This window comes from Actinomadura geliboluensis (assembly GCF_043197915.1).
GTDB lineage: Bacteria > Actinomycetota > Actinomycetes > Streptosporangiales > Streptosporangiaceae > Spirillospora > Spirillospora geliboluensis.
On record NZ_JBICUA010000009.1, the window covers coordinates 386,330 to 404,247 of the forward strand.

General features: G+C 74.2%; 12 protein-coding genes. 8 read left to right on the forward strand and 4 right to left on the reverse strand.

The features are described from left to right. Nucleotides 1-146 precede the first annotated feature (146 nt). Both ACGFI1_RS28900 and ACGFI1_RS28905 read left to right on the forward strand, forming a co-directional pair. Entirely contained in the window at nucleotides 147-1,169 is a 1,023-nt protein-coding gene (locus tag ACGFI1_RS28900; RefSeq protein ID WP_138636263.1) for an acyl-CoA desaturase, read from the forward strand. Further along, entirely contained in the window at nucleotides 1,166-2,926 is a 1,761-nt protein-coding gene (locus tag ACGFI1_RS28905) for a fatty acyl-AMP ligase (RefSeq protein ID WP_392789683.1), read from the forward strand. Before ACGFI1_RS28900 ends, ACGFI1_RS28905 begins: the two co-directional genes overlap by 4 nt. Before the next feature lie 3 nt (nucleotides 2,927-2,929). Here the strand turns inward: ACGFI1_RS28905 and ACGFI1_RS28910 are convergent, their stop codons facing one another. Beyond that, nucleotides 2,930-4,174, reverse strand: a complete 1,245-nt coding sequence (locus tag ACGFI1_RS28910; protein WP_387073155.1) for a PucR family transcriptional regulator — start codon at nucleotides 4,172-4,174, stop codon at nucleotides 2,930-2,932. Between the two features lie 194 nt (nucleotides 4,175-4,368). Here ACGFI1_RS28910 and selA point away from each other — a divergent pair, with 194 nt between their 5' ends. The 3 genes from selA to selD are packed head-to-tail and all read left to right on the forward strand — an operon-like array spanning nucleotide 4,369 to nucleotide 8,452. Next, complete coding sequence (gene selA / locus ACGFI1_RS28915; protein WP_392789685.1) at nucleotides 4,369-5,685, forward strand: L-seryl-tRNA(Sec) selenium transferase; 1,317 nt, start codon at nucleotides 4,369-4,371, stop codon at nucleotides 5,683-5,685. Then, nucleotides 5,682-7,448: a selenocysteine-specific translation elongation factor gene (gene selB / locus ACGFI1_RS28920; protein ID WP_392789687.1), complete on the forward strand. Its 1,767-nt coding sequence runs from the start codon at nucleotides 5,682-5,684 to the stop codon at nucleotides 7,446-7,448. The genes selA and selB overlap by 4 nt, the downstream gene beginning before the upstream one ends. Beyond that, nucleotides 7,445-8,452, forward strand: a complete 1,008-nt coding sequence (gene selD, locus ACGFI1_RS28925) for a selenide, water dikinase SelD (protein WP_138636268.1) — start codon at nucleotides 7,445-7,447, stop codon at nucleotides 8,450-8,452. Before selB ends, selD begins: the two co-directional genes overlap by 4 nt. Nucleotides 8,453-8,490: 38 nt before the next feature. On the opposite strand, the gene fdh is transcribed toward selD, so the two are convergent. The 3 genes from fdh to ACGFI1_RS28940 all read right to left on the reverse strand — a co-directional run bounded on the left by fdh (nucleotide 8,491) and on the right by ACGFI1_RS28940 (nucleotide 14,448). Next, nucleotides 8,491-11,742, reverse strand: a complete 3,252-nt coding sequence (fdh, locus tag ACGFI1_RS28930) for a formate dehydrogenase (protein ID WP_392789692.1) — start codon at nucleotides 11,740-11,742, stop codon at nucleotides 8,491-8,493. Between the two features lie 96 nt (nucleotides 11,743-11,838). Then, a complete protein-coding gene (locus ACGFI1_RS28935; RefSeq protein WP_392789694.1) occupies nucleotides 11,839-13,557 on the reverse strand; it encodes a hypothetical protein in 1,719 nt (572 codons plus the stop codon). A gap of 144 nt (nucleotides 13,558-13,701) precedes the next feature. Further along, nucleotides 13,702-14,448 carry an SCO6745 family protein gene (locus ACGFI1_RS28940; RefSeq protein WP_392789697.1) on the reverse strand — a complete coding sequence of 249 codons (747 nt, stop codon included), beginning with the start codon at nucleotides 14,446-14,448 and terminating at the stop codon, nucleotides 13,702-13,704. Nucleotides 14,449-14,613: 165 nt separating this feature from the next. On the opposite strand from ACGFI1_RS28940, the gene ACGFI1_RS28945 reads away from it, so the two are divergent. From ACGFI1_RS28945 to araA, 3 genes are all read left to right on the forward strand, one after another. Beyond that, nucleotides 14,614-15,666, forward strand: a complete 1,053-nt coding sequence (locus tag ACGFI1_RS28945) for a LacI family DNA-binding transcriptional regulator (RefSeq protein ID WP_338072558.1) — start codon at nucleotides 14,614-14,616, stop codon at nucleotides 15,664-15,666. 66 nt (nucleotides 15,667-15,732) lie between these two features. Next, a complete protein-coding gene (locus ACGFI1_RS28950; protein ID WP_392733763.1) occupies nucleotides 15,733-16,404 on the forward strand; it encodes an L-ribulose-5-phosphate 4-epimerase in 672 nt (223 codons plus the stop codon). Next, entirely contained in the window at nucleotides 16,401-17,897 is a 1,497-nt protein-coding gene (gene araA, locus ACGFI1_RS28955) for an L-arabinose isomerase (protein ID WP_392789700.1), read from the forward strand. Before ACGFI1_RS28950 ends, araA begins: the two co-directional genes overlap by 4 nt. Nucleotides 17,898-17,918: the final 21 nt, after the last annotated feature.

Genomic DNA, 17,918 nt, shown 5'->3' on the forward strand with positions numbered 1-17,918 from the left:
ACGGTTTGTTGGCAAAGCGGGTCTGGGGCAACTGCTCACCCACCCCCCGCGGTCCGGGCCGCCGGGACGACCGGCGGCCCGGACCCCGTGGGGGGCTCCCCGCACGCCTCACCACCCCGCACGCCTCACCACGAAGGAGTCCGAACATGACAGCGGGTGTCGCCGACGCCGGCAGCAGAACCCCGCAGCCCGACATCTCGGGCACGGTCCCGTTGCCCGAGCGCGTCGCGGTCGTGGTGTTCGTGGTCGCGCCGATCCTCGGGCTGCTGGCGGCCGTCCCCTTCCTGTGGGGATGGGGCCTCGGCTGGACGGACGTCGCCGTCTTCGCCTTCCTCTATCCGCTCAACGCCCTCGGCATCACGGTCGGCTACCACCGGCACTTCACGCACGGCGGCTTCAAGGCCAAGCGGTGGCTGCGGATCGCGCTCGCGATCCTCGGCGGGCAGGCCATGCAGGGGTCGGTCGTCCGGTGGGTCGCCGACCACCGCCGCCACCACAAGTACTCCGACCAGGAGGGCGACCCGCACTCGCCGTGGGCCTACGGGCCGGGCGTGTGGGGGCTCACCAAGGGCCTGTACCACGCGCACATGGGCTGGCTGTTCAGCAAGGACCGCACGTCCCGCAGCAAGTACGCGCCCGACCTGCTGAAGGACAGGGACATCCGGTTCCTGTCCCTGGACCCCGTGTACGCCGTCATCGTCCTGTCGACGTTCCTCGTCCCGATGGGCCTCGGCGCGCTGCTCACCCTGTCCTGGCACGGCGCCCTCACGGCGCTGTTCTGGGCGGGCCTGATGCGGGTGTTCGTCGGCGAGCACGTGACCTTCTCGATCAACTCGATCTGCCACGTGTTCGGCAAGGAGGACTTCAAGACCCGCGACAAGGCCCGCAACGTGTGGTGGCTGGCGATCCCGTCGTTCGGGGAGTCCTGGCACAACCTGCACCACGCCGACCCGACCTGCGCGCGGCACGGCGTCCTGAAGGGCCAGATCGACATCAGCGCCCGCGTCATCTGGCTGTTCGAGCGGCTCGGCTGGGTCTGGGACGTCCGCTGGCCCGACCACGAGCGCCTCGCCGCCCGCCGCGTCACCGGCGGGAGCGCCACCGGCGAGAGCGCCACCGCCGAGCGCGCCGCCACCGCGGGCGCCACCGCCAACGGAGAGGCAGCATGACCGACGTCCCCGAACTCGACCGGACCCCGCTGATCGAGCGGCTCGCCCGGTTCGCCAAGGACTTCCCCGGCGACCGCGCGTACACGTTCATGGACTACATGACCGACCCGGACGGCGTCGCCACCGACGTCACCTGGGGCGAGCTGGACCGGCGCGCCCGCTCCGTCGCCGCCGCCATCCGCCGCGCGGCCGAGCCCGGCGCCCGCGCCGCCCTGCTCGCCCCGCAGGACCTGCACTACGTGACCGGGTTCCTCGGCGCGATGTACGCCCGCGTCATCGGCGTCCCGCTGTTCTCCCCGGACCTGCCCGGCCACGGCGACCGGCTGCTCGCCGTCTACCGGGACGCCGAGCCGGACGTCGTGCTCACCACGCGCGCGTCGCTGCCGCACGTCGAGGCGTTCCTGGCGGGCGAGGGGGTGCGCGCGCCGAAGGAGGTCATCGTCACCGACGAGGTCGACCCGGATCTCGACTGGGCGCCGGAGCCGATCGACCCCGGCGACGTCGCCTACCTGCAGTACACGTCCGGCTCGACCCGGACCCCGGCCGGGGTCATCATCACGCACGGCAACTTCGCGACGAACGCCGAGCAGCTGTGGCGGACGTTCGAGGGCATCCCGCGCGAGTCGTCCGGGGTGAACTGGCTGCCGGTGTTCCACGACATGGGCCTCGTCACCACGGTGGCGCTGCCGCTCGTCTACGGGAACCCGGGCGTGATCATGGACCCGGTGGCGTTCATCATGCGCCCCGTCCGCTGGCTGGAGCTGCTCAGCGCGCAGAAGCACGCGTTCACCGGCGGCCCCAACTTCGCCTACGAGTACCTCACCGCGCAGGTAACCGAGGAGGAGAAGGCGAAGCTCGACCTGAGCGGCGTCCAGGTCTTCATGAACGGCGCGGAGCCGATCCGGGAGAGCACCCTCACCGGCTTCTACGAGGCGTTCAAGGACTGCGGGCTGAGGCCCGAGGCGCAGGTGTGCGCCTACGGCCTGGCCGAGGCGACCGTGTACGTGTCGGCGTCGTCGCGGTTCCGGCCGCCGACCCGCGTGGCGTTCGACCACGAGCGGCTCCGCCGCGGCACCGCCGAGCCGTGCGACGCGGACGCGCCCGGCGCGATCCAGCTGATCGCGTGCGGGACGTCCTACGGCCAGCACGCCGCCGTCGTCGACCCCGAGACCGGCGTCCGGCTCGCGGACGGTGCCGTCGGCGAGATCTGGGTGCACGGCCCGAACGTCGCGGCCGGCTACTGGGGACGCCCCGAGGCGACGAGGGAGACGTTCGAGGCGGAGCTGTCCGGCACGGTCGGGGACCTGCCGCGCGGGCCGTGGCTGCGCACCGGCGACCTCGGCGTCCGGCACGCCGGCGAGCTGTTCGTCACCGGCCGGATCAAGGACCTGGTCATCGTGGACGGCCGCAACCACTACCCGCAGGACATCGAGTTCACCGTGTCCGGCGCGCACAAGGCGATCCGCCGCGAGTACGCCTGCGCGGTGTCGGTCGAGACCGGCGACACCGAGGGCCTCGTCGTGATCGCCGAACGGAACCGGCGGGTCCCGGTCGCGCTGCTCGACCCGGCGGACGCGGCGCGCGCCGTGCGGGCGGCGGTGAAGCAGCAGCACGACCTCCGCGTCCACGACTTCGTGCTGATCGAGCCGGGCGGCCTGCTCCGCACCAGCAGCGGGAAGATCGCCCGGTCGGCCTGCCGCCGCGCCTACCTCGACGGGACGCTGCCGGTCACCCGGACCGCCGCCGGGGGCGAGTGACGCTCACGCCTGCTCCCCGTCCGGGTTGTCGCGCAGCCAGACGGGGAGCAGCAGCATCAGCTCCAGCCGGATCGCCGGGTCCTCGATGTCGTAGTCGAACAGCTCGTGGAGCTGCGCGAGCCGGTACCGGACGGTCTGCGGGTGCACGCACAGCGCCTCGGCGGCGTCCGTCGCGTTGAAGCCGTGCTTGAGGCACTCCAGCAGCGTCGCGGCGAGCCGGGCGCCGCGGTGCGCGCCGACCGCGGCGAGCGGGGCCAGCCGCCGCCGCGCCGCCGCCTCGGCGAGCGTCCAGCCCTCCTGGAGCAGCAGGCCGGGCACGTGCCGGTCGGCGTGCACCAGGGTCCCGGCTTCGGCCGGGGCGAGCCGCCCGTCCGCCATCAGGTCGAGGGTGCGGTGCGCCCAGTGCAGCGACACGCCGGCCTGCGCGGTCGGCACCGACGGCCCGACCGCGCCGGTCCAGCCGCGCAGCGGCGCGGTGAGCCGGCCGGTGCCGCCGGGGCGGTCCGGGTCCGGCACGATCAGGCACGGCCGGCCCCGGTCGAGGCCGCTCAGCAGGAACGGCGGCAGCCCCGCGGGGCCCTCGCCGCCGCTGCCGGGGCGCGGCAGCAGCATGATCACCGCGAGCCGCTCGGGCAGCGCCCAGCCGGCCAGGTTCGCCTGCTCGGCGAGGACGTCCGCCGGGGCGGGCGGGTCCGACAGCAGCAGGCCGAGCAGCCGCCCGCGGCGCTGCTCCCGCTCGCCCGCCGCCTTCTCCCGCGCCCGCGCGTACCCCTGCGCGGCGGCGGACGCCAGCAGGTCCAGGTAGGCGAAGTTCGCCTCGGTCAGCGAGATCGCCAGCTCGCGCGGCTTCTGCAGCCGGTCGGCCTCCCGCGACAGGTAGCGCCACGCCGTCCGGGACGCGACCCGCAGCGCGTTCTGCAGGTGCTCCAGGGAGCGGCCCTCCATCGCCTCCCCGTACCCGATGTCGAAGAAGACCTGGTGGACCTCCTTCCAGGACGCGTCCGGGTCGGCGATCAGCTGGATGAAGTGCCCCATGCCGCGCGTCACCGCGACGCGCATGACCTCGGTGTAGACGGGGTCGTCGGGCCGGGCGTACTCGGGGACGTTGCGGAGCACCCCCTCCACCATGGTGTCGGCGAGGGCGGACAGGTGCGGCCGCATCCACCGCGCCTCCTCGCGCGGCACGTCCCGCCAGGGTTCGCCGGACAGGCCCTCCGCCTCCGCGGACCTCTCGTGCAGCTCGGTCAAAGCGTCACCTCCGTCAGCGGACATCCGGGCCGCCAGGCTAAGTAACGCGCGTCACACATGACACTCAGCCCGATGACAATGACCCCTGATTCGTTGTCATCGGGGGCGTAACGGCGGACCAATCCCGGTCCCGGCGCGGCCCTCGTTTCGGTGCGATGCTGGACGGGTAGCGGTCTGCATCGGAGGTGCGCCTGATGGATCGTGCGGCCGTGCCCGCCGGGGAGGACGGGCGGCGGCGGATCGCCCGCACCGATGTGCTGCTCGCCGACCCGCGGCTCGCCGCGGCGGCCGGCCGGCTCGGGCGCGGGGTGGTCAAGGCGGCGGTCACCGGGGCGCAGCGGCGGGCGCGCGCGGGCGAGATCCCGCCGGACGCGGTGGCCGACGCCGCGGTCGGCGCGCTGCCGCCGACCGCGTCGGGCCTGCGCCCCGTCATCAACGCGACCGGCGTGCTGCTGCACACCAACCTCGGGCGGGCGCCGCTGTCGGACGCGGCCCGCGAGGCCGTGGCCGTGGCGTCGGGCGCCACCGACGTCGAGCTCGACCTGGAGACCGGGCGGCGGGCCAGGCGCGGCCGGTCCGTGCTGGCGGCGCTGCTGGAGCGGGTGCCGCAGGCGGAGGCCGCGCACGTCGTCAACAACGGCGCGGCGGCGCTCGTGCTCGCCGCGACCGCGCTCGCGCCCGGCCGGGAGATCGTCATCAGCCGCGGCGAGATGGTGGAGATCGGCGACGGCTTCCGGATCCCCGAGCTGCTCGCCGCGACGGGCGCGCGGCTGCGGGAGGTCGGCACCACCAACCGCACCTCGCCGGACGACTACGCGGCGGCGGTCGGCGAGCGCACCGGGTTCATCCTGAAGGTGCACCCGTCCAACTTCCGGATCGAGGGGTTTACCCGGAGCGCCGGCGTCGCCGAGCTGACCGGGCTCGGCGTCCCGGTCGTCGCCGACATCGGCTCCGGCCTGCTCGCGCCCGAGCCGCTGCTGCCGGACGAGCCCGCCGCCGCGTCCATGCTCAAGGCGGGCGCGCACCTCGTCACGGCCAGCGGCGACAAGCTGCTCGGCGGCCCGCAGTGCGGGCTCGTCCTCGGGCGGGACGACCTGGTGCGCACGCTGGCCCGCCATCCGCTGGCGCGGGCGCTGCGGGTCGACAAGATGACGCTCGCCGCGCTGGAGGCGACCGTCCGGGGGCCGCGCACCCCGACCGAGCAGGCGCTGCGCGCCGACGCCGCCGCGCTGCGGGAGCGGGCCGAGCGGCTCGCCGCGCGGCTGCGGCTCGACGGGGTCGACGCCGTGCCCGTGGAGAGCGAGGCGGCGGTCGGGGGCGGCGGCGCGCCGGGTGTCGTCCTGCCGAGCGCGGCGGTCGCGCTGCCGGAGCCCTTCGCGGTCCGGCTGCGGCGCGGCGACCCGGCCGTGATGGGCCGGGTCGAGGACGGGCGGTGCCTGCTCGACCTGCGCGCCGTGCCGCCCGGTCAGGACGACGCCGTCGCCGACGCGGTCCGGGCGGCCGCGCGATGACCCACGTCATCGCGACCGCCGGGCACGTCGACCACGGCAAGTCCACGCTCGTCCGCGCCCTCACCGGGATGGAGCCCGACCGGCTGGAGGAGGAGCGCCGCCGCGGCCTGACGATCGAGCTGGGCTTCGCCTGGACGACCCTTCCCGGCGGCGACCGCCTCGCGTTCGTGGACGTCCCCGGGCACGAGCGGCTCGTCACCACGATGCTCGCCGGTGTCGGGCCCGCCCCGGCGGTCCTGTTCGTGGTGGCCGCCGACCAGGGCTGGCAGCGGCAGTCGGAGGAGCACCTCGCGGTGCTCGACGCGCTCGGCGTCCGGCACGGCCTCCTCGCCGTCACCCGCCGCGACCTCGCCGGCGACGACTTGGCGGAGCTGGCCCGCGACGAGGCCCTCGCCCACATCGCGGCCACCTCGCTCGGCGAGGTCGAGTCCGTCATGGTCAGCGGCGCCACCGGCGAGGGCCTGGACGAGCTGCGCGCCGCGCTGGAACGGCTCACCGCGTCCCTCCCGGCCCCCGACCTCGACGCCGACGTGCGGCTCTGGATCGACCGGATCTTCACCGTCCGGGGCCGGGGCACCGTCGTGACCGGGACGCTCGGCGCCGGGACCGTCAACGTCGACGACCGCCTCGCCATCGGCGACGACATCGTGCGCGTGCGCGGCCTGCAGAGCCTCAAGGAAGACCACGACGGCATCGGTGCCGTCGCCCGCGTCGCCGTCAACCTGCACGGGAACGTGCGGCGGGCGGGCCGCGGCGACGCCCTGCTCACCCCCGGACGCTGGCTCACCGCCGACCTCGTCGACGTGCGGCTGCGCGGCGAACCCGCGGGCGACCTGCCGCGCGAGCTGACCCTGCACGCCGGGACGACGGCGGTGCCGGTCCACGTGCGCCCGCTCGGCGCCGACACCGCGCGGCTCGCGCTGCGCCGGCCGCTGCCGCTGCGGGTCGGCGACGCCGCGCTGCTCCGCGACCCGGGCGCGCACCGCGTCCCCGCCGGGGTCACCGTGCTGGACGTCCGCCCCGAGCCGTTCCGGCGGCGCGGCGCGGCGGCGGCGCGGGCCCGCGAACTCGCGTCGATCGGCGACCGGCCCGACGGCGCCGGCGAGCTGCGCCGCCGGGGCCTGATCACGCGGGCGGAGCTGGTCGCGATGGGCGTCCCGGCCCCGTCCGCGCCCGTCGCCGGGGACTGGCTCGCCGACCCCGACCACTGGGAGGACCTCCGCAAGCGCCTCATCACCGCCGTCGAGGAGCACGCCGCCGCGCACCCGACCGACCCCGGCCTGCCCGCCGACGCCGCCCGCCGCGCCCTCGGCCTGCCCGACCGCGCCCTCGTCGAGGCCCTCGCCGACGGGCTGCACCAGCGCGACGGCCGGATCTACGGGCGGGCGGTCGCGCCGGAGCTGCCCCCGCCCGTGCAGGCGGCCGTCGACGCCGTCCGCCGCGACCTGGCCGCGGCGCCGTTCCAGGCCCCCGACGCCGGCCGGCTCGCCGAACTCGGCCTCACCCCGAAGATGCTCGCCGCCGCCGCGGCGGCGGGCGCGCTGCTGAAGGTCGGCGGCGGCATCGTGCTGCTGCCCGGCGACGACGCCCGCGCCGCCGCGCTCCTCGGCCGCCTCGGCGGCCCGTTCACGCTGAGCGAGGCGCGCCGCGCGCTCGGCACCACCCGCCGCGTCGCCGTCCCGCTCCTGGAGCACCTCGACGCGGCGGGCTACACCACCCGGGTGGACGACCTCCGGCGGCGCTGTACCGAGAGGACGACATGACCGAGACGGCGAAGCGGCTGACGCAGTACGCGCACGGCGGAGGCTGCGCCTGCAAGATCCCGCCCGGCGAGCTGGAGGACGTCGTCGCCGGCCTCACCACCGCCCCCGGCGCCCCCAACGGCGAGCTGATCGTCGGGCTGGACACCGGCGACGACGCCGCCGTCGTCCGGCTGCCCGGCTCGCACGGCGGGCTCGCCGCCGTCGCCACCGCCGACTTCTTCACCCCGGTCGTCGACGACCCCTACGACTGGGGGCGGATCGCCGCCGCCAACGCCCTGTCCGACGTGTACGCCGTCGGCGGCCGCCCGCTCGTCGCGGTGAACCTGCTCTCCTGGCCGCGCGGCGTGCTGCCGTTCGAGCTGGCGCGGGAGGTGCTGCGCGGCGGCCTGGACGTCGCCGCCGAGGCGGGCTGCCATGTCGGCGGCGGGCACAGCGTCGACGACCCCGAACCCAAGTACGGCATGGCCGTCACCGGCGTCGCCGACCCCGCCGCCCTGCTCCGCAACGACACCGGCAAGCCGGGCCTGCCGCTCACCCTGACCAAGCCGCTCGGCGTCGGGGTCCTCAACAACCGGCACAAGGCGACCGGGGAGGTCTTCCCGCACGCCGTCGCGGCGATGGCCGCGCTGAACCGGGACGCCTCCGCCGCCGCGCTCGACGCGGGCGCGACCTGCGCCACCGACGTGACCGGCTTCGGGCTGCTCGGGCACCTCTACAAGCTGGCCCGCGCGTCCGGCGTCACCGCCGTGGTCGACGCCGCCGCCGTCCCGTACCTGGACGGCGCCCGCGAGTCGCTGCGCGCCGGGTACGTCAGCGGCGGCACCCGCCGCAACCTCGACTGGGTCGCCCCGCACACCGACTTCCGCGGCACCCCCGAGGAGGACCGCCTCCTGCTCGCCGACGCGCAGACCTCCGGCGGCCTCCTCGTCGCGGGCGAGATCCCCGGCGAGCCGGTCATCGGCGAACTGGTCCCGGCCGGCGAGTTCCCGGTCGTCGTCCGCTAGACCCCGCCGCTGGACGCCGCCGCCAGGCCCCGTCGCAGCTAGACCTCGGTGCCCGTCTCGTCGGTGACGCCCGCGTCCTCCTGGTAGCGGCGGACCAGCTCACCGGCGGCGGCGCCGCGCGGGCGGCGGCCCGGGCGGATGTCGACCGATATCGCCTTCGCCTCCTGGATGTGGGTGTTCGGGTCCAGGGACATGTGCAGCAGCTCGTTCGCCGCGTCGCCGGTGCTGTAGCCGTTCGGCCCCCAGTGGTACGGCAGGCCGATCTGGTGCATCGTCCGGCCGTCCACGACGAGGGGCTGCATCCGCTCGGTGACCAGCACGCGGGCCTCGACGACGGCGCGCGGGCTGACGAGCGTCGCCCAGCCGCCGTGCTCCAGCCCCCGCTCGGCCGCGAGCTCCGGCGACACCTCGCAGAAGAACTCCGGCTGCAGCTCCGCCAGGTACGGCTGCCACCGCGACATGCCGCCCGCCGTGTGGTGCTCGGTGAGCCGGTACGTCGTCGCGACGTAGGGGTACACGGCCGCGCCCGGCGAGCCGTCGCTCGGCGCGTACCGGTTGTCAGGGTGCGGCGGCAGCAGCTGCCGGACGGGGTTGCGCTGCTGCCCGTACAGCGGGTTCGTGAACGGCGACTCCTGCGGCTCGTAGTGCGTCGGCAGCGGGCCGTCGGTCAGCCCCGCCGGGACGAACAGCCACGCCTTCCCGTCCGCCTGCATGATGAACGGGTCGTCGCCGGCGAGCGCGTCCGGGCCGGTCGCGTCGCGCGGCGGCTTGTAGTCGGGCGGGCGGTCGGCGACGAAGTCGGGCACGTCATGGCCCGTCCACTTGCCCTGCTCCGCGTCCCACCAGACGTACGCCTTGCGGTCGCTCCACGGGTTGCCGTCCTTGTCGGCGGACGCCCGGTTGTACAGGATGCGGCGGTTCAGCGGCCACGCCCAGCCCCACTCGGGCGCCACCCAGTGCTGGTCCTTGCCGGGCTTGCGGCGGGCCGTCTGGTTGACGCCGTCGGCGTAGCAGCCGCAGTAGATCCAGCAGCCGCACCGGGTGGACCCGTCGTCCTTCAGCTGCGTGTAGGACGACAGCGGGTTCCCCTCGGCGTCGAAGCCGTTGATCTCGGCGAGCACCGCCTCCGCGTCCGGCTCCTCCAGCTCGCCCGTCGTCGGGTAGTCCCACGTCAGGTCGAGGAGCGGGCGGTTCACCTCGTCGTCCTCCCCGGCGAGCTTCTCCCGGATGAGGCGGCCGAGGTGGTAGGTGAACCACAGGTCGCTGCGCGCGTCGCCGGGCGGCTCCACCGCCTGGTGGTGCCACTGGAGCATCCGCTGCGTGTTGGTGAAGCTGCCGTCCTTCTCGGTGTGCGCGGCGGCGGGCAGGAAGAACACCTCGGTGCCGATCTCCTCGGTGCGCATCTCGCCCGACTCGATCTCCGGGCCGTCCTTCCACCAGGTCGCCGACTCGATCAGCGAGAAGTCGCGGACGACGAGCCAGTCCAGGTTCGCCATCCCGAGCCGCTGGATCTTGGCGTTGGCCGACCCGACCGCCGGGTTCTCGCCCATCAGGAAGTAGCCCTTGCACACGCCGTCGATCTGGGCCATCGCCGTCTCGTACGTGCTGTGCGAGCCGGTCAGCCGCGGCAGGTAGTCGAAGCAGTAGTCGTTGTCCTCGGTCGCCGCGTCGCCCCAGTACGACTTCAGCAGGCTCACGGTGTAGGCGCGCATGTCGCCCCAGAAGCCCTTGCGCGCCGACTCGGCCTGCACGAAGGCGTCCAGGTCCTCGTTGCTGTGCGCGTGGGGCATCGGGATGTAGCCGGGCAGCAGGTTGAACAGCGTCGGGATGTCGGTCGAGCCCTGGATGGACGCGTGGCCGCGCAGCGCCAGGATGCCGCCGCCGGGCCGCCCGATGTTGCCGAGGAGGCTCTGCAGGACCGCCGCCGTCCGGATGTACTGGACGCCGACCGTGTGCTGCGTCCAGCCCACCGCGTAGACGAACGCGGACGTCCGGTCGCGGCCCGAGTTCTCGGTGAGCATCTCGCACACCTTGCGGAACTGCTCCTGCGGGACGCCGCAGATCCGCTCGACCATCTCCGGCGTGTAGCGCGCGTAGTGCCGCTTGAGCACCTGGAAGACGCACCGCGGATGCTCCAGGTGCGGGTCGCGCTCGGGGTGGCCCTCTCCGATCGCCGCGCCGCCGGAGCCGTGCGCCTCGCCGCGCCCCGCCTCCGCGAAGGACTCGACGCGCTCGTCGTAGGCCATGTCGCGCTCGCCGGCCGCCGACTGGACCTCCATGCCCTCGTACTGCCACGTCGTGTGGTCGTAGCTGCGGGTCTCCGGGTTCAGCCCGGAGAACACGCCGTCGAGGTCCTCGGTGTCGCGGAACTCCTCCGTCAGGATCACCGGCGCGTTGGTGTACGCCACCACGTAGTCACGGAAGTACTTGTCGTTCTCCAGGACGTAGTTGATGATCCCGCCGAGGAACGCGATGTCGCTGCCCGCCCGCAACGGGACGTGCAGGTCCGACAGGGCGCTGGTCCGGGTGAACCGAGGGTCGACGTGGATGACCGTCGCACCGCGCGCCTTCGCCTCCATCACCCACTGGAACCCCACCGGATGGCACTCGGCCATGTTGGAGCCCTGGATGACGATGCAGTCGGAGTTCTGCAGGTCCTGCTGGAACGTGGTCGCGCCGCCTCGTCCGAACGTGGTTCCCAGACTGGGAACGGTGGAGGAGTGTCAAACGCGGGCCTGATTCTCGATCTGCACCGCGCCGAGCGCGGTGAACAGCTTCTTGATCAGGTAGTTCTCCTCGTTGTCGAGCGTGGCGCCGCCGAGGCTCGCGACCCCGAGCGTGCGCCGCACCCGCACCCCGTCCTGCTCCCACTGCCAGCCGTGCCGGCGCGCCTCGATCACCCGGTCGGCGATCATGTCCATCGCCGTGTCGAGGTCGAGGTGCTCCCAGTCGGCGCCGCCCGGGCGCCGGTACAGCACCCGGTGCTCGCGGGCCGACCCGGTGGTGAGCTGGAGCGTCGCCGAGCCCTTCGGGCACAGCCGCCCCCGGCTGACCGGCGAGTCCGGGTCGCCCTCGACCTGCGTGACCTTGCCGTCGGTGACGTACACGTCCTGCCCGCAGCCGACCGCGCAGTACGGGCAGACGGACTTCACGACCCGGTCGGCGGTGCTCACCCGCGCCTTGATCCGCTCGGATCCGGCGCTCTTCGCTGCGGCCCCGCGCCCGAGGGGGTCGTCCCCGGTGAACTGGCGGTAGACGGGCCAGGACTCGATCCATGTACGAACGCCCACGTCACACCACCCTTCACCTCGGCGCGCCGTCCACCTACCCGCCGCCCGTCCCTCAAAACAAACCCCGCGCGGGCGGACGGGCGGCGGGCGCGGGCGTCACCCGGCCGCGAAGGCGGCGAGGCTCGTGGAGATCGGCTCCGGCCTCCCGTCGTTCTGCACGGCGGACGCGGTGAGCACGTCGATGTGCTGGTAGCCGGGCGCGACGACGTCGCCGGGCCGCGGGTCGGCGGTGCCGAGGCCGTCGCCCGCCTCCAGGTTGAGGACCGGGTTGGCCGCGATGCCGCCCTCGTGGACGGCGCCGTCCGCGATGCCGGGCGCGCTCGCCAGCGCGATGTCGGTGATCAGCTTGGTGGGGAAGTAGTGCTCGGTGAAGTCGAGCGGGTGCTCCGACAGGCTGCGGGCCAGCTCGGCGATGTCGGTGACCTCCTTGCCCGCGGACGTGAACGGGGTGCCGTCCTTCGACTTATACACGGGGTCGTCGGGGGCGCCGACGCGGTCGTAGTTGCGCCAGGTGAACAGCGGGCCGTTGGGCTCGTCGGGGATCGCCTTCTTGTCCTTGCCGAGCAGCCGGGCCAGGCCGCCGAGCCCGATGGCGTCGAGGTTGTTCGGTGCCGGGAACTCCTTGTCGACGATCTTCCCGCCGTCCCAGAAACCGACGCTGGCCTGCATGAACGCGAGCGGCTCGGAGTTGTCGTCCAGCAGCCCGCCGAGCGCGGCGGCGTTGGTGAACCGGAAGTCCTTCACGGTGGGGGAGCCCTTGAGGAAGGTCGGGTAGTCCTTGGAGAACAGCAGCCGGTACGTCATGTCCTGGTTGAACCCGGACGGGACGTAGGTCGCGAGGTCGGAGACGCCGCCGGGGTCGAGGTTGGCGGCGAGGCCAGCGATGGCGAGCAGGTTCATCGTCTCGGTGTTGACGACGGCCGGCGCCGACAGCGCACGCGGCACCACCCCGGTCTCCAGCCCCGCCTGGACGGCGCCCGCGCCGAACTTCACCAGCGGGACCCATTCCGCCGGGACCTCGCCGCCGCCCGTGCCCGGCAGCCCCGTCGCGATGCGGGTGTCGAGCGCGAAGTAGCCGGAGCACTGGTTGTACCCGGCGTCGCCGGTGGTGGCGGGGTTCCCGTCGAAGTCCCATTCGGCGAAGTACGCCGTCAGGACGCCGCCGAGGGAGTGGCCGCCGCACAGCATCTTCCGCTTGCGCGCCGCCTGGTCGGGAAGCTCGCGCGCCATCAGGTCGTACTGGTCGCGGACGGTCTGCGCCAGCCCGACCGTTTGCAGCCACTTCACCTGGTCGTTGGTCTGATACCCGGCGAACCGGCGGCCGTCGATCTCCTTCTGCCGGTAGTAGTAGTCGACGGCGAGGTGGACGTCCTTCGCCTTCAGACCGGCCAGGACGCCGGTGCGGTCCTCAAGGCAGTTGGAGCGCCGGTCGAGCGCCCAGAGCTCGATGTGCCGCCCGCTCTTCGCCGCCGCCGACACGGTGTTGCGCGCGACGCTGTCGAACGCGCCCGCGCCCTCGAAGATGCCGGGCTGCGCGACCAGGATCTTGTCGGCCCGCGCCGACTCGGCCGGGCCGTCCTCGTGCCGGAACCGCAGGTAGGACAGCCAGTCGCAGGACTCGGGGTGCGGGCCGGCGGAGGCGGGCAGCGGCACCCGGACCCGTACCACCGACTCGGCGACGTCGGTGACGGGCGAACCGGACGCGACGGGCGTCTCGGACCGGTCGGCCTCGCGCGCGCCCACCGGCCCGGCCGCCGCGCCGAGCACGAGGAGGGACGCCGCGAGGGCCGTCAGGGGGAGTGGGGGTCGCCCCATCACGGGCTCCTTCCGGAGGTGATCGGTAACAGGGCAACAATGAACTTGTCGTTCTTCTGACGACAGTCGCCTGTTTGCACAATCTCCGGGGCGCCCTTGTCCCTCCCCGACAAACTGTCCTCCCCGACGAACGTCCCCTGCGGGTCAGGGGAGGACGGCCGCTCCCGCCTTCGCGACCAGGCCGGCGAACTCGGCGCGCTCGGACGGCGACAGCGCCCGCTCGTACACGGCGGCGGAGAGCCGGTCGGTGATCTCCTCGGCCTCGTCCAGCCGGGGCTTCAGCGCGGTGCAGTCGGGGAAGTCGCCCTGCCAGCCGCAGAACTTGGCCTTGCCCTCGCCCTCGTTGGTCAGCACGGCCTCCAGCGGGGTCAGGCCGACCGCCGTCGTCGCGACCAGGTGCATCCCGCCGCGCAGCTCGCGCAGCACCTGGAGCACCTGCACCAGGCGGCCGGGGCCGCTCTCGGGCAGCGGCTCGGCGCGCCAGCCGCAGAACAGCGGCAGGCCCGCGCCCTCGGCCGCGTTCGCGACCCGCTCGGCCAGCTCGCACAGGCGCGGGTCGTCGGGGACGCGCTCCTCCGCCCAGGCCGTGAACGCCCGCGTGTACCGCCGCGCGGCCTCCCGCGCCCCGGCGACCGCGACGCCCTCGTCCCACATGGCCCGGACGACCCCCGGCTCGAAGAAGCCCAGCGCGGACCACACCACGCCGCCGTCGACGTCCCCGAGCACCCCGCCGCGGCCGGCGAAGTAGAACGCGAACGGGTTGGCGTACCCGAGCTCCGCGCCGTGCGCGGAGACGGCCGGGTCCAGCATCCAGGTCGAGCCGATGTCGTGGATGGTCTTGTCGGCGGCGGCCGCGGTCTCGGCGGCGCTCAGCTCCGGCAGTTCCGTCATGTGGGGGGCTCCTCGGGGTCGGGGCGACCGGGTAAGCGGGAGATTACCCGCCGCCCGGCGCGCCGGGGAGATCGGGGCGCCGGGGGCGGGGCGCCCGCTGTTGACATTCGGGGGAGTTAGCGCAAACATTCGGGGCGTAGCGATGGCTCGGCTCGGGGAGGCGATGTGGCCGCCGAATCACCGGAGGCGCCCGACGGCCGGCGGCTGGCGGTGATGGAGGACGTGGCCGCGATGGCCGGCGTCTCGGCGATGACCGTGTCGCGGGTGCTGAACACCCCCGAGAAGGTGCGCCCGCAGACGCGCGCCCGGGTGATGGCGGCGGTGCAGGCGCTGGACTACCGGCCGAACTCGGCGGCGCGGGTCCTCGCGACCGGCCGGTCCGGGGTGCTCGGCGTGGTCAGCTTCGACACCACCCTGTACGGCCCGGCGTCCACGGTGTTCAGCATCGAGCAGGCCGCCCGCGAGCACGGCTACAACGTCAGCATCGTCAGCCTCAGCTCGCTGAACCGCCGCTCGATCGGCGAGGGCGTGGAGCGGCTGCGCGCCCAGTCCGCGGACGGGATCATGGTCGTCGCGCCGCACGAGTCGGCCGCCGACGGGCTGAAGGAGCTGCCGTCCGACACCCCGCTGGTCGCGGTCGGCGCGGGCGGCGACGTGCCGTTCCCCGTCGTCGCGGTCGACCACCGGGCCGGTGCGGAGCGCGCCGTCCGGCACCTGCTCAGCCTCGGCCACGAGACCGTCGCCCACCTGTCCGGCCCCGCCGACTGGGTCGACGCGAGCGGCCGCACCGACGGCTGGCGCGCCGCGCTGCAAGCCGCCGGGTGCGAGGTCCCGGCCGCGTCCGCGGGCGACTGGAGCGCCCGGTCCGGCTACGAGCTCGGCCGCCGGATCGCCGCCGACCCGCAGGTCACCGCCGTGTTCGCGGCCAACGACGCGATGGCGCTCGGGCTGCTGCGGGCGCTGCGCGAGGCCGGCCGCGACGTGCCCGGCGAGGTGAGCGTCGTCGGCTTCGACGACGTGCCCGAGGCCGCCTACTTCCCGCCGCCGCTCACCACCGTCCGGCAGAACTTCGCCGAGGTGGGGCGGCGCGCGTTCGGCCTGCTGCTCGACCGGATCGAGGGCGGCGCCCGGCCGGCCCCCGCCCCGGACGGGACGCGCCGCGTCGTCGAACCCGAGCTCGTCGTCCGGGAGAGCACCGGGGTGCGCCGCCGCACCTGACCACCGTCCGTCCCCGCGAGTCCCCGTCGGCAGCCCGTTGATGTTAGCGCTAACAAAGGAGCGGACATGAGAGAGCCGGAGACCGCCGCGCTCCGCACCGAGCTCGCCGTCCTCCACCGGATGCTCGTCGAGGGCGGGCTGGTCGTCTGGACGGCCGGGAACGTGTCCGCCCGGGTGGGCGACGACGCCTTCCTCATCAAGCCGAGCGGCGTCCCCTACGCCGACCTGACCCCTGACTCGATGGTGCTCTGCGACCTGGAGGGCAAGCCCCTCGGTGAGTCGCCGCTCAAGCCGTCGAGCGACGTGTTCGCCCACGCCTACGTGTACCGGCACCGTGCGGACGTCGGCGGGGTGGTGCACACCCACTCCACCTACGCGACCGCGTGGGCGGCGCGCGACGAGCCGATCCCGTGCGTGCTGACGGCGATGGCGGACGAGTTCGGCGGCGAGATCCCGGTCGGCCCGTTCGCGCTCATCGGCGGTGACGACATCGGCCGCGGCATCGTCGAGACGCTCGCCGGGCACCGCAGCCCCGCCGTCCTCATGCGCAACCACGGCGTGTTCACGATCGGCGCCGACGCCCGCGCCGCGGTGAAGGCGGCCGTGATGTGCGAGGACGTCGCCCGCACCGTCCACCTGTCCCGCCAGCTCGGCGAGCCGCTGCCGATGGACGCGGGCGACATCGACCGGTTGTACGACCGCTACCAGAACGTCTACGGGCAGAGGGGCCGACCATGAGCTTTCCGAACCGCGAGATCTGGTTCCTCACCGGCAGCCAGGCCCTGTACGGCGACGACACCCTGCGCCAGGTCGCCGAGCAGTCCGGCGCGATCGCCGCGCGGCTCGGCGAGGCGCTGCCGGTCGCGCTGCGCTGGACCCCGGTGCTGACCGACGCCGACGCCATCCGCCGGACCTGCCTGGACGCCAGCGCCGACGACTCCTGCGTCGGCGTCATCGCGTGGATGCACACCTTCTCCCCGGCGAAGATGTGGATCGCCGGGCTGGACGCGCTGACCAAGCCGCTGCTGCACCTGCACACGCAGGCGAACGTCGAGCTGCCCTGGCACTCGATCGACATGGACTTCATGAACCTGAACCAGGCCGCGCACGGCGACCGGGAGTTCGGCTACATCCAGTCGCGGCTCGGCGTCGCCCGCAAGACCGTCGCCGGGCACGTCAGCGACCCGGCGGTGGGCGCCCGCGTCGCCGCGTGGGCGCGGGCGGCGGCCGGGCGCCACGAGCTGCGCACCCTCAAGCTGGCCCGGTTCGGCGACAACATGCGGGACGTCGCCGTCACCGAGGGCGACAAGGTCGAGGCGCAGCTCAGGTTCGGCGTCTCCGTCAACACCTACGGCGTGAACGACCTGGTCGGCGTGGTGGACGCCGTCTCCGACGACGACGTCACCGAGCTGGTGAAGGAGTACGAGGAGCTCTACGACGTCGTTCCGGCGCTGCGGGCGGGCGGCGACCGGCACGGCTCGCTGCGCTACGGCGCCCGCATCGAGCTGGGCCTGCGGACGTTCCTCGACGAGGGCGGCTTCACGGCGTTCACGACGAACTTCGAGGACCTCGGCGGGCTGCGGCAGCTCCCCGGCCTCGCCGTGCAGCGGCTGATGGCGGACGGCTACGGCTTCGGCGGCGAGGGCGACTGGAAGACCGCGACGCTGCTGCGCACGCTGAAGGCCGCCTCGGCCGGGCTGCCCGGCGGCACCTCGTTCATGGAGGACTACACCTACCACCTGGAGCCCGGCAACGAGCTGATCCTCGGCGCGCACATGCTGGAGGTCTGCCCGTCCGTCGCGGCGGGGCGGCCGTCGCTGGAGATCCACCCGCTGTCCATCGGCGGGCGCGAGGACCCGGTGCGGCTGGTGTTCGACGCCGCGCCCGGCCCCGCCGTCGTGGTCGGCCTCGCCGACCTGGGCGACCGGTTCCGGCTCGTCGCCAACGAGATCGAGGTCGTCGCGCCCCCGGAGCCGCTGCCGATGCTGCCGGTCGCGTGCGCGGTCTGGCGCCCCCTGCCGGACCTGCGCACCTCCACCGAGGCGTGGCTGACCGCCGGGGCGCCGCACCACACCGTCCTGTCGGCCGCGCTCGGCACCGAGGTGCTGGACGACCTCGCCGAGATGGCCGGGGTCGAGCTGCTGAGCATCGACGCGGGTACCACGATGCGGCAGTTCACCAAGGAGATCCGCTGGAACCAGGCGTACCATCGCCTGGCCCTCGGGCTGTGATGGCCACGGCCCTGTAGAGGA

Bases quoted from the DNA above. Each gene is read 5' to 3' on its own strand.
- ACGFI1_RS28900 (WP_138636263.1), top strand. From the start codon at position 147: ATGACAGCGGGTGTCGCCGACGCCGGCAGCAGAACCCCGCAGCCCGAC.
- ACGFI1_RS28905 (WP_392789683.1), top strand. From the start codon at position 1,166: ATGACCGACGTCCCCGAACTCGACCGGACCCCGCTGATCGAGCGGCTC.
- selA (WP_392789685.1), top strand. From the start codon at position 4,369: ATGGATCGTGCGGCCGTGCCCGCCGGGGAGGACGGGCGGCGGCGGATC.
- selB (WP_392789687.1), top strand. From the start codon at position 5,682: ATGACCCACGTCATCGCGACCGCCGGGCACGTCGACCACGGCAAGTCC.
- selD (WP_138636268.1), top strand. From the start codon at position 7,445: ATGACCGAGACGGCGAAGCGGCTGACGCAGTACGCGCACGGCGGAGGC.
- ACGFI1_RS28935 (WP_392789694.1), bottom strand. From the start codon at position 13,557: ATGGGGCGACCCCCACTCCCCCTGACGGCCCTCGCGGCGTCCCTCCTC.
- ACGFI1_RS28940 (WP_392789697.1), bottom strand. From the start codon at position 14,448: ATGACGGAACTGCCGGAGCTGAGCGCCGCCGAGACCGCGGCCGCCGCC.
- ACGFI1_RS28950 (WP_392733763.1), top strand. From the start codon at position 15,733: ATGAGAGAGCCGGAGACCGCCGCGCTCCGCACCGAGCTCGCCGTCCTC.
- araA (WP_392789700.1), top strand. From the start codon at position 16,401: ATGAGCTTTCCGAACCGCGAGATCTGGTTCCTCACCGGCAGCCAGGCC.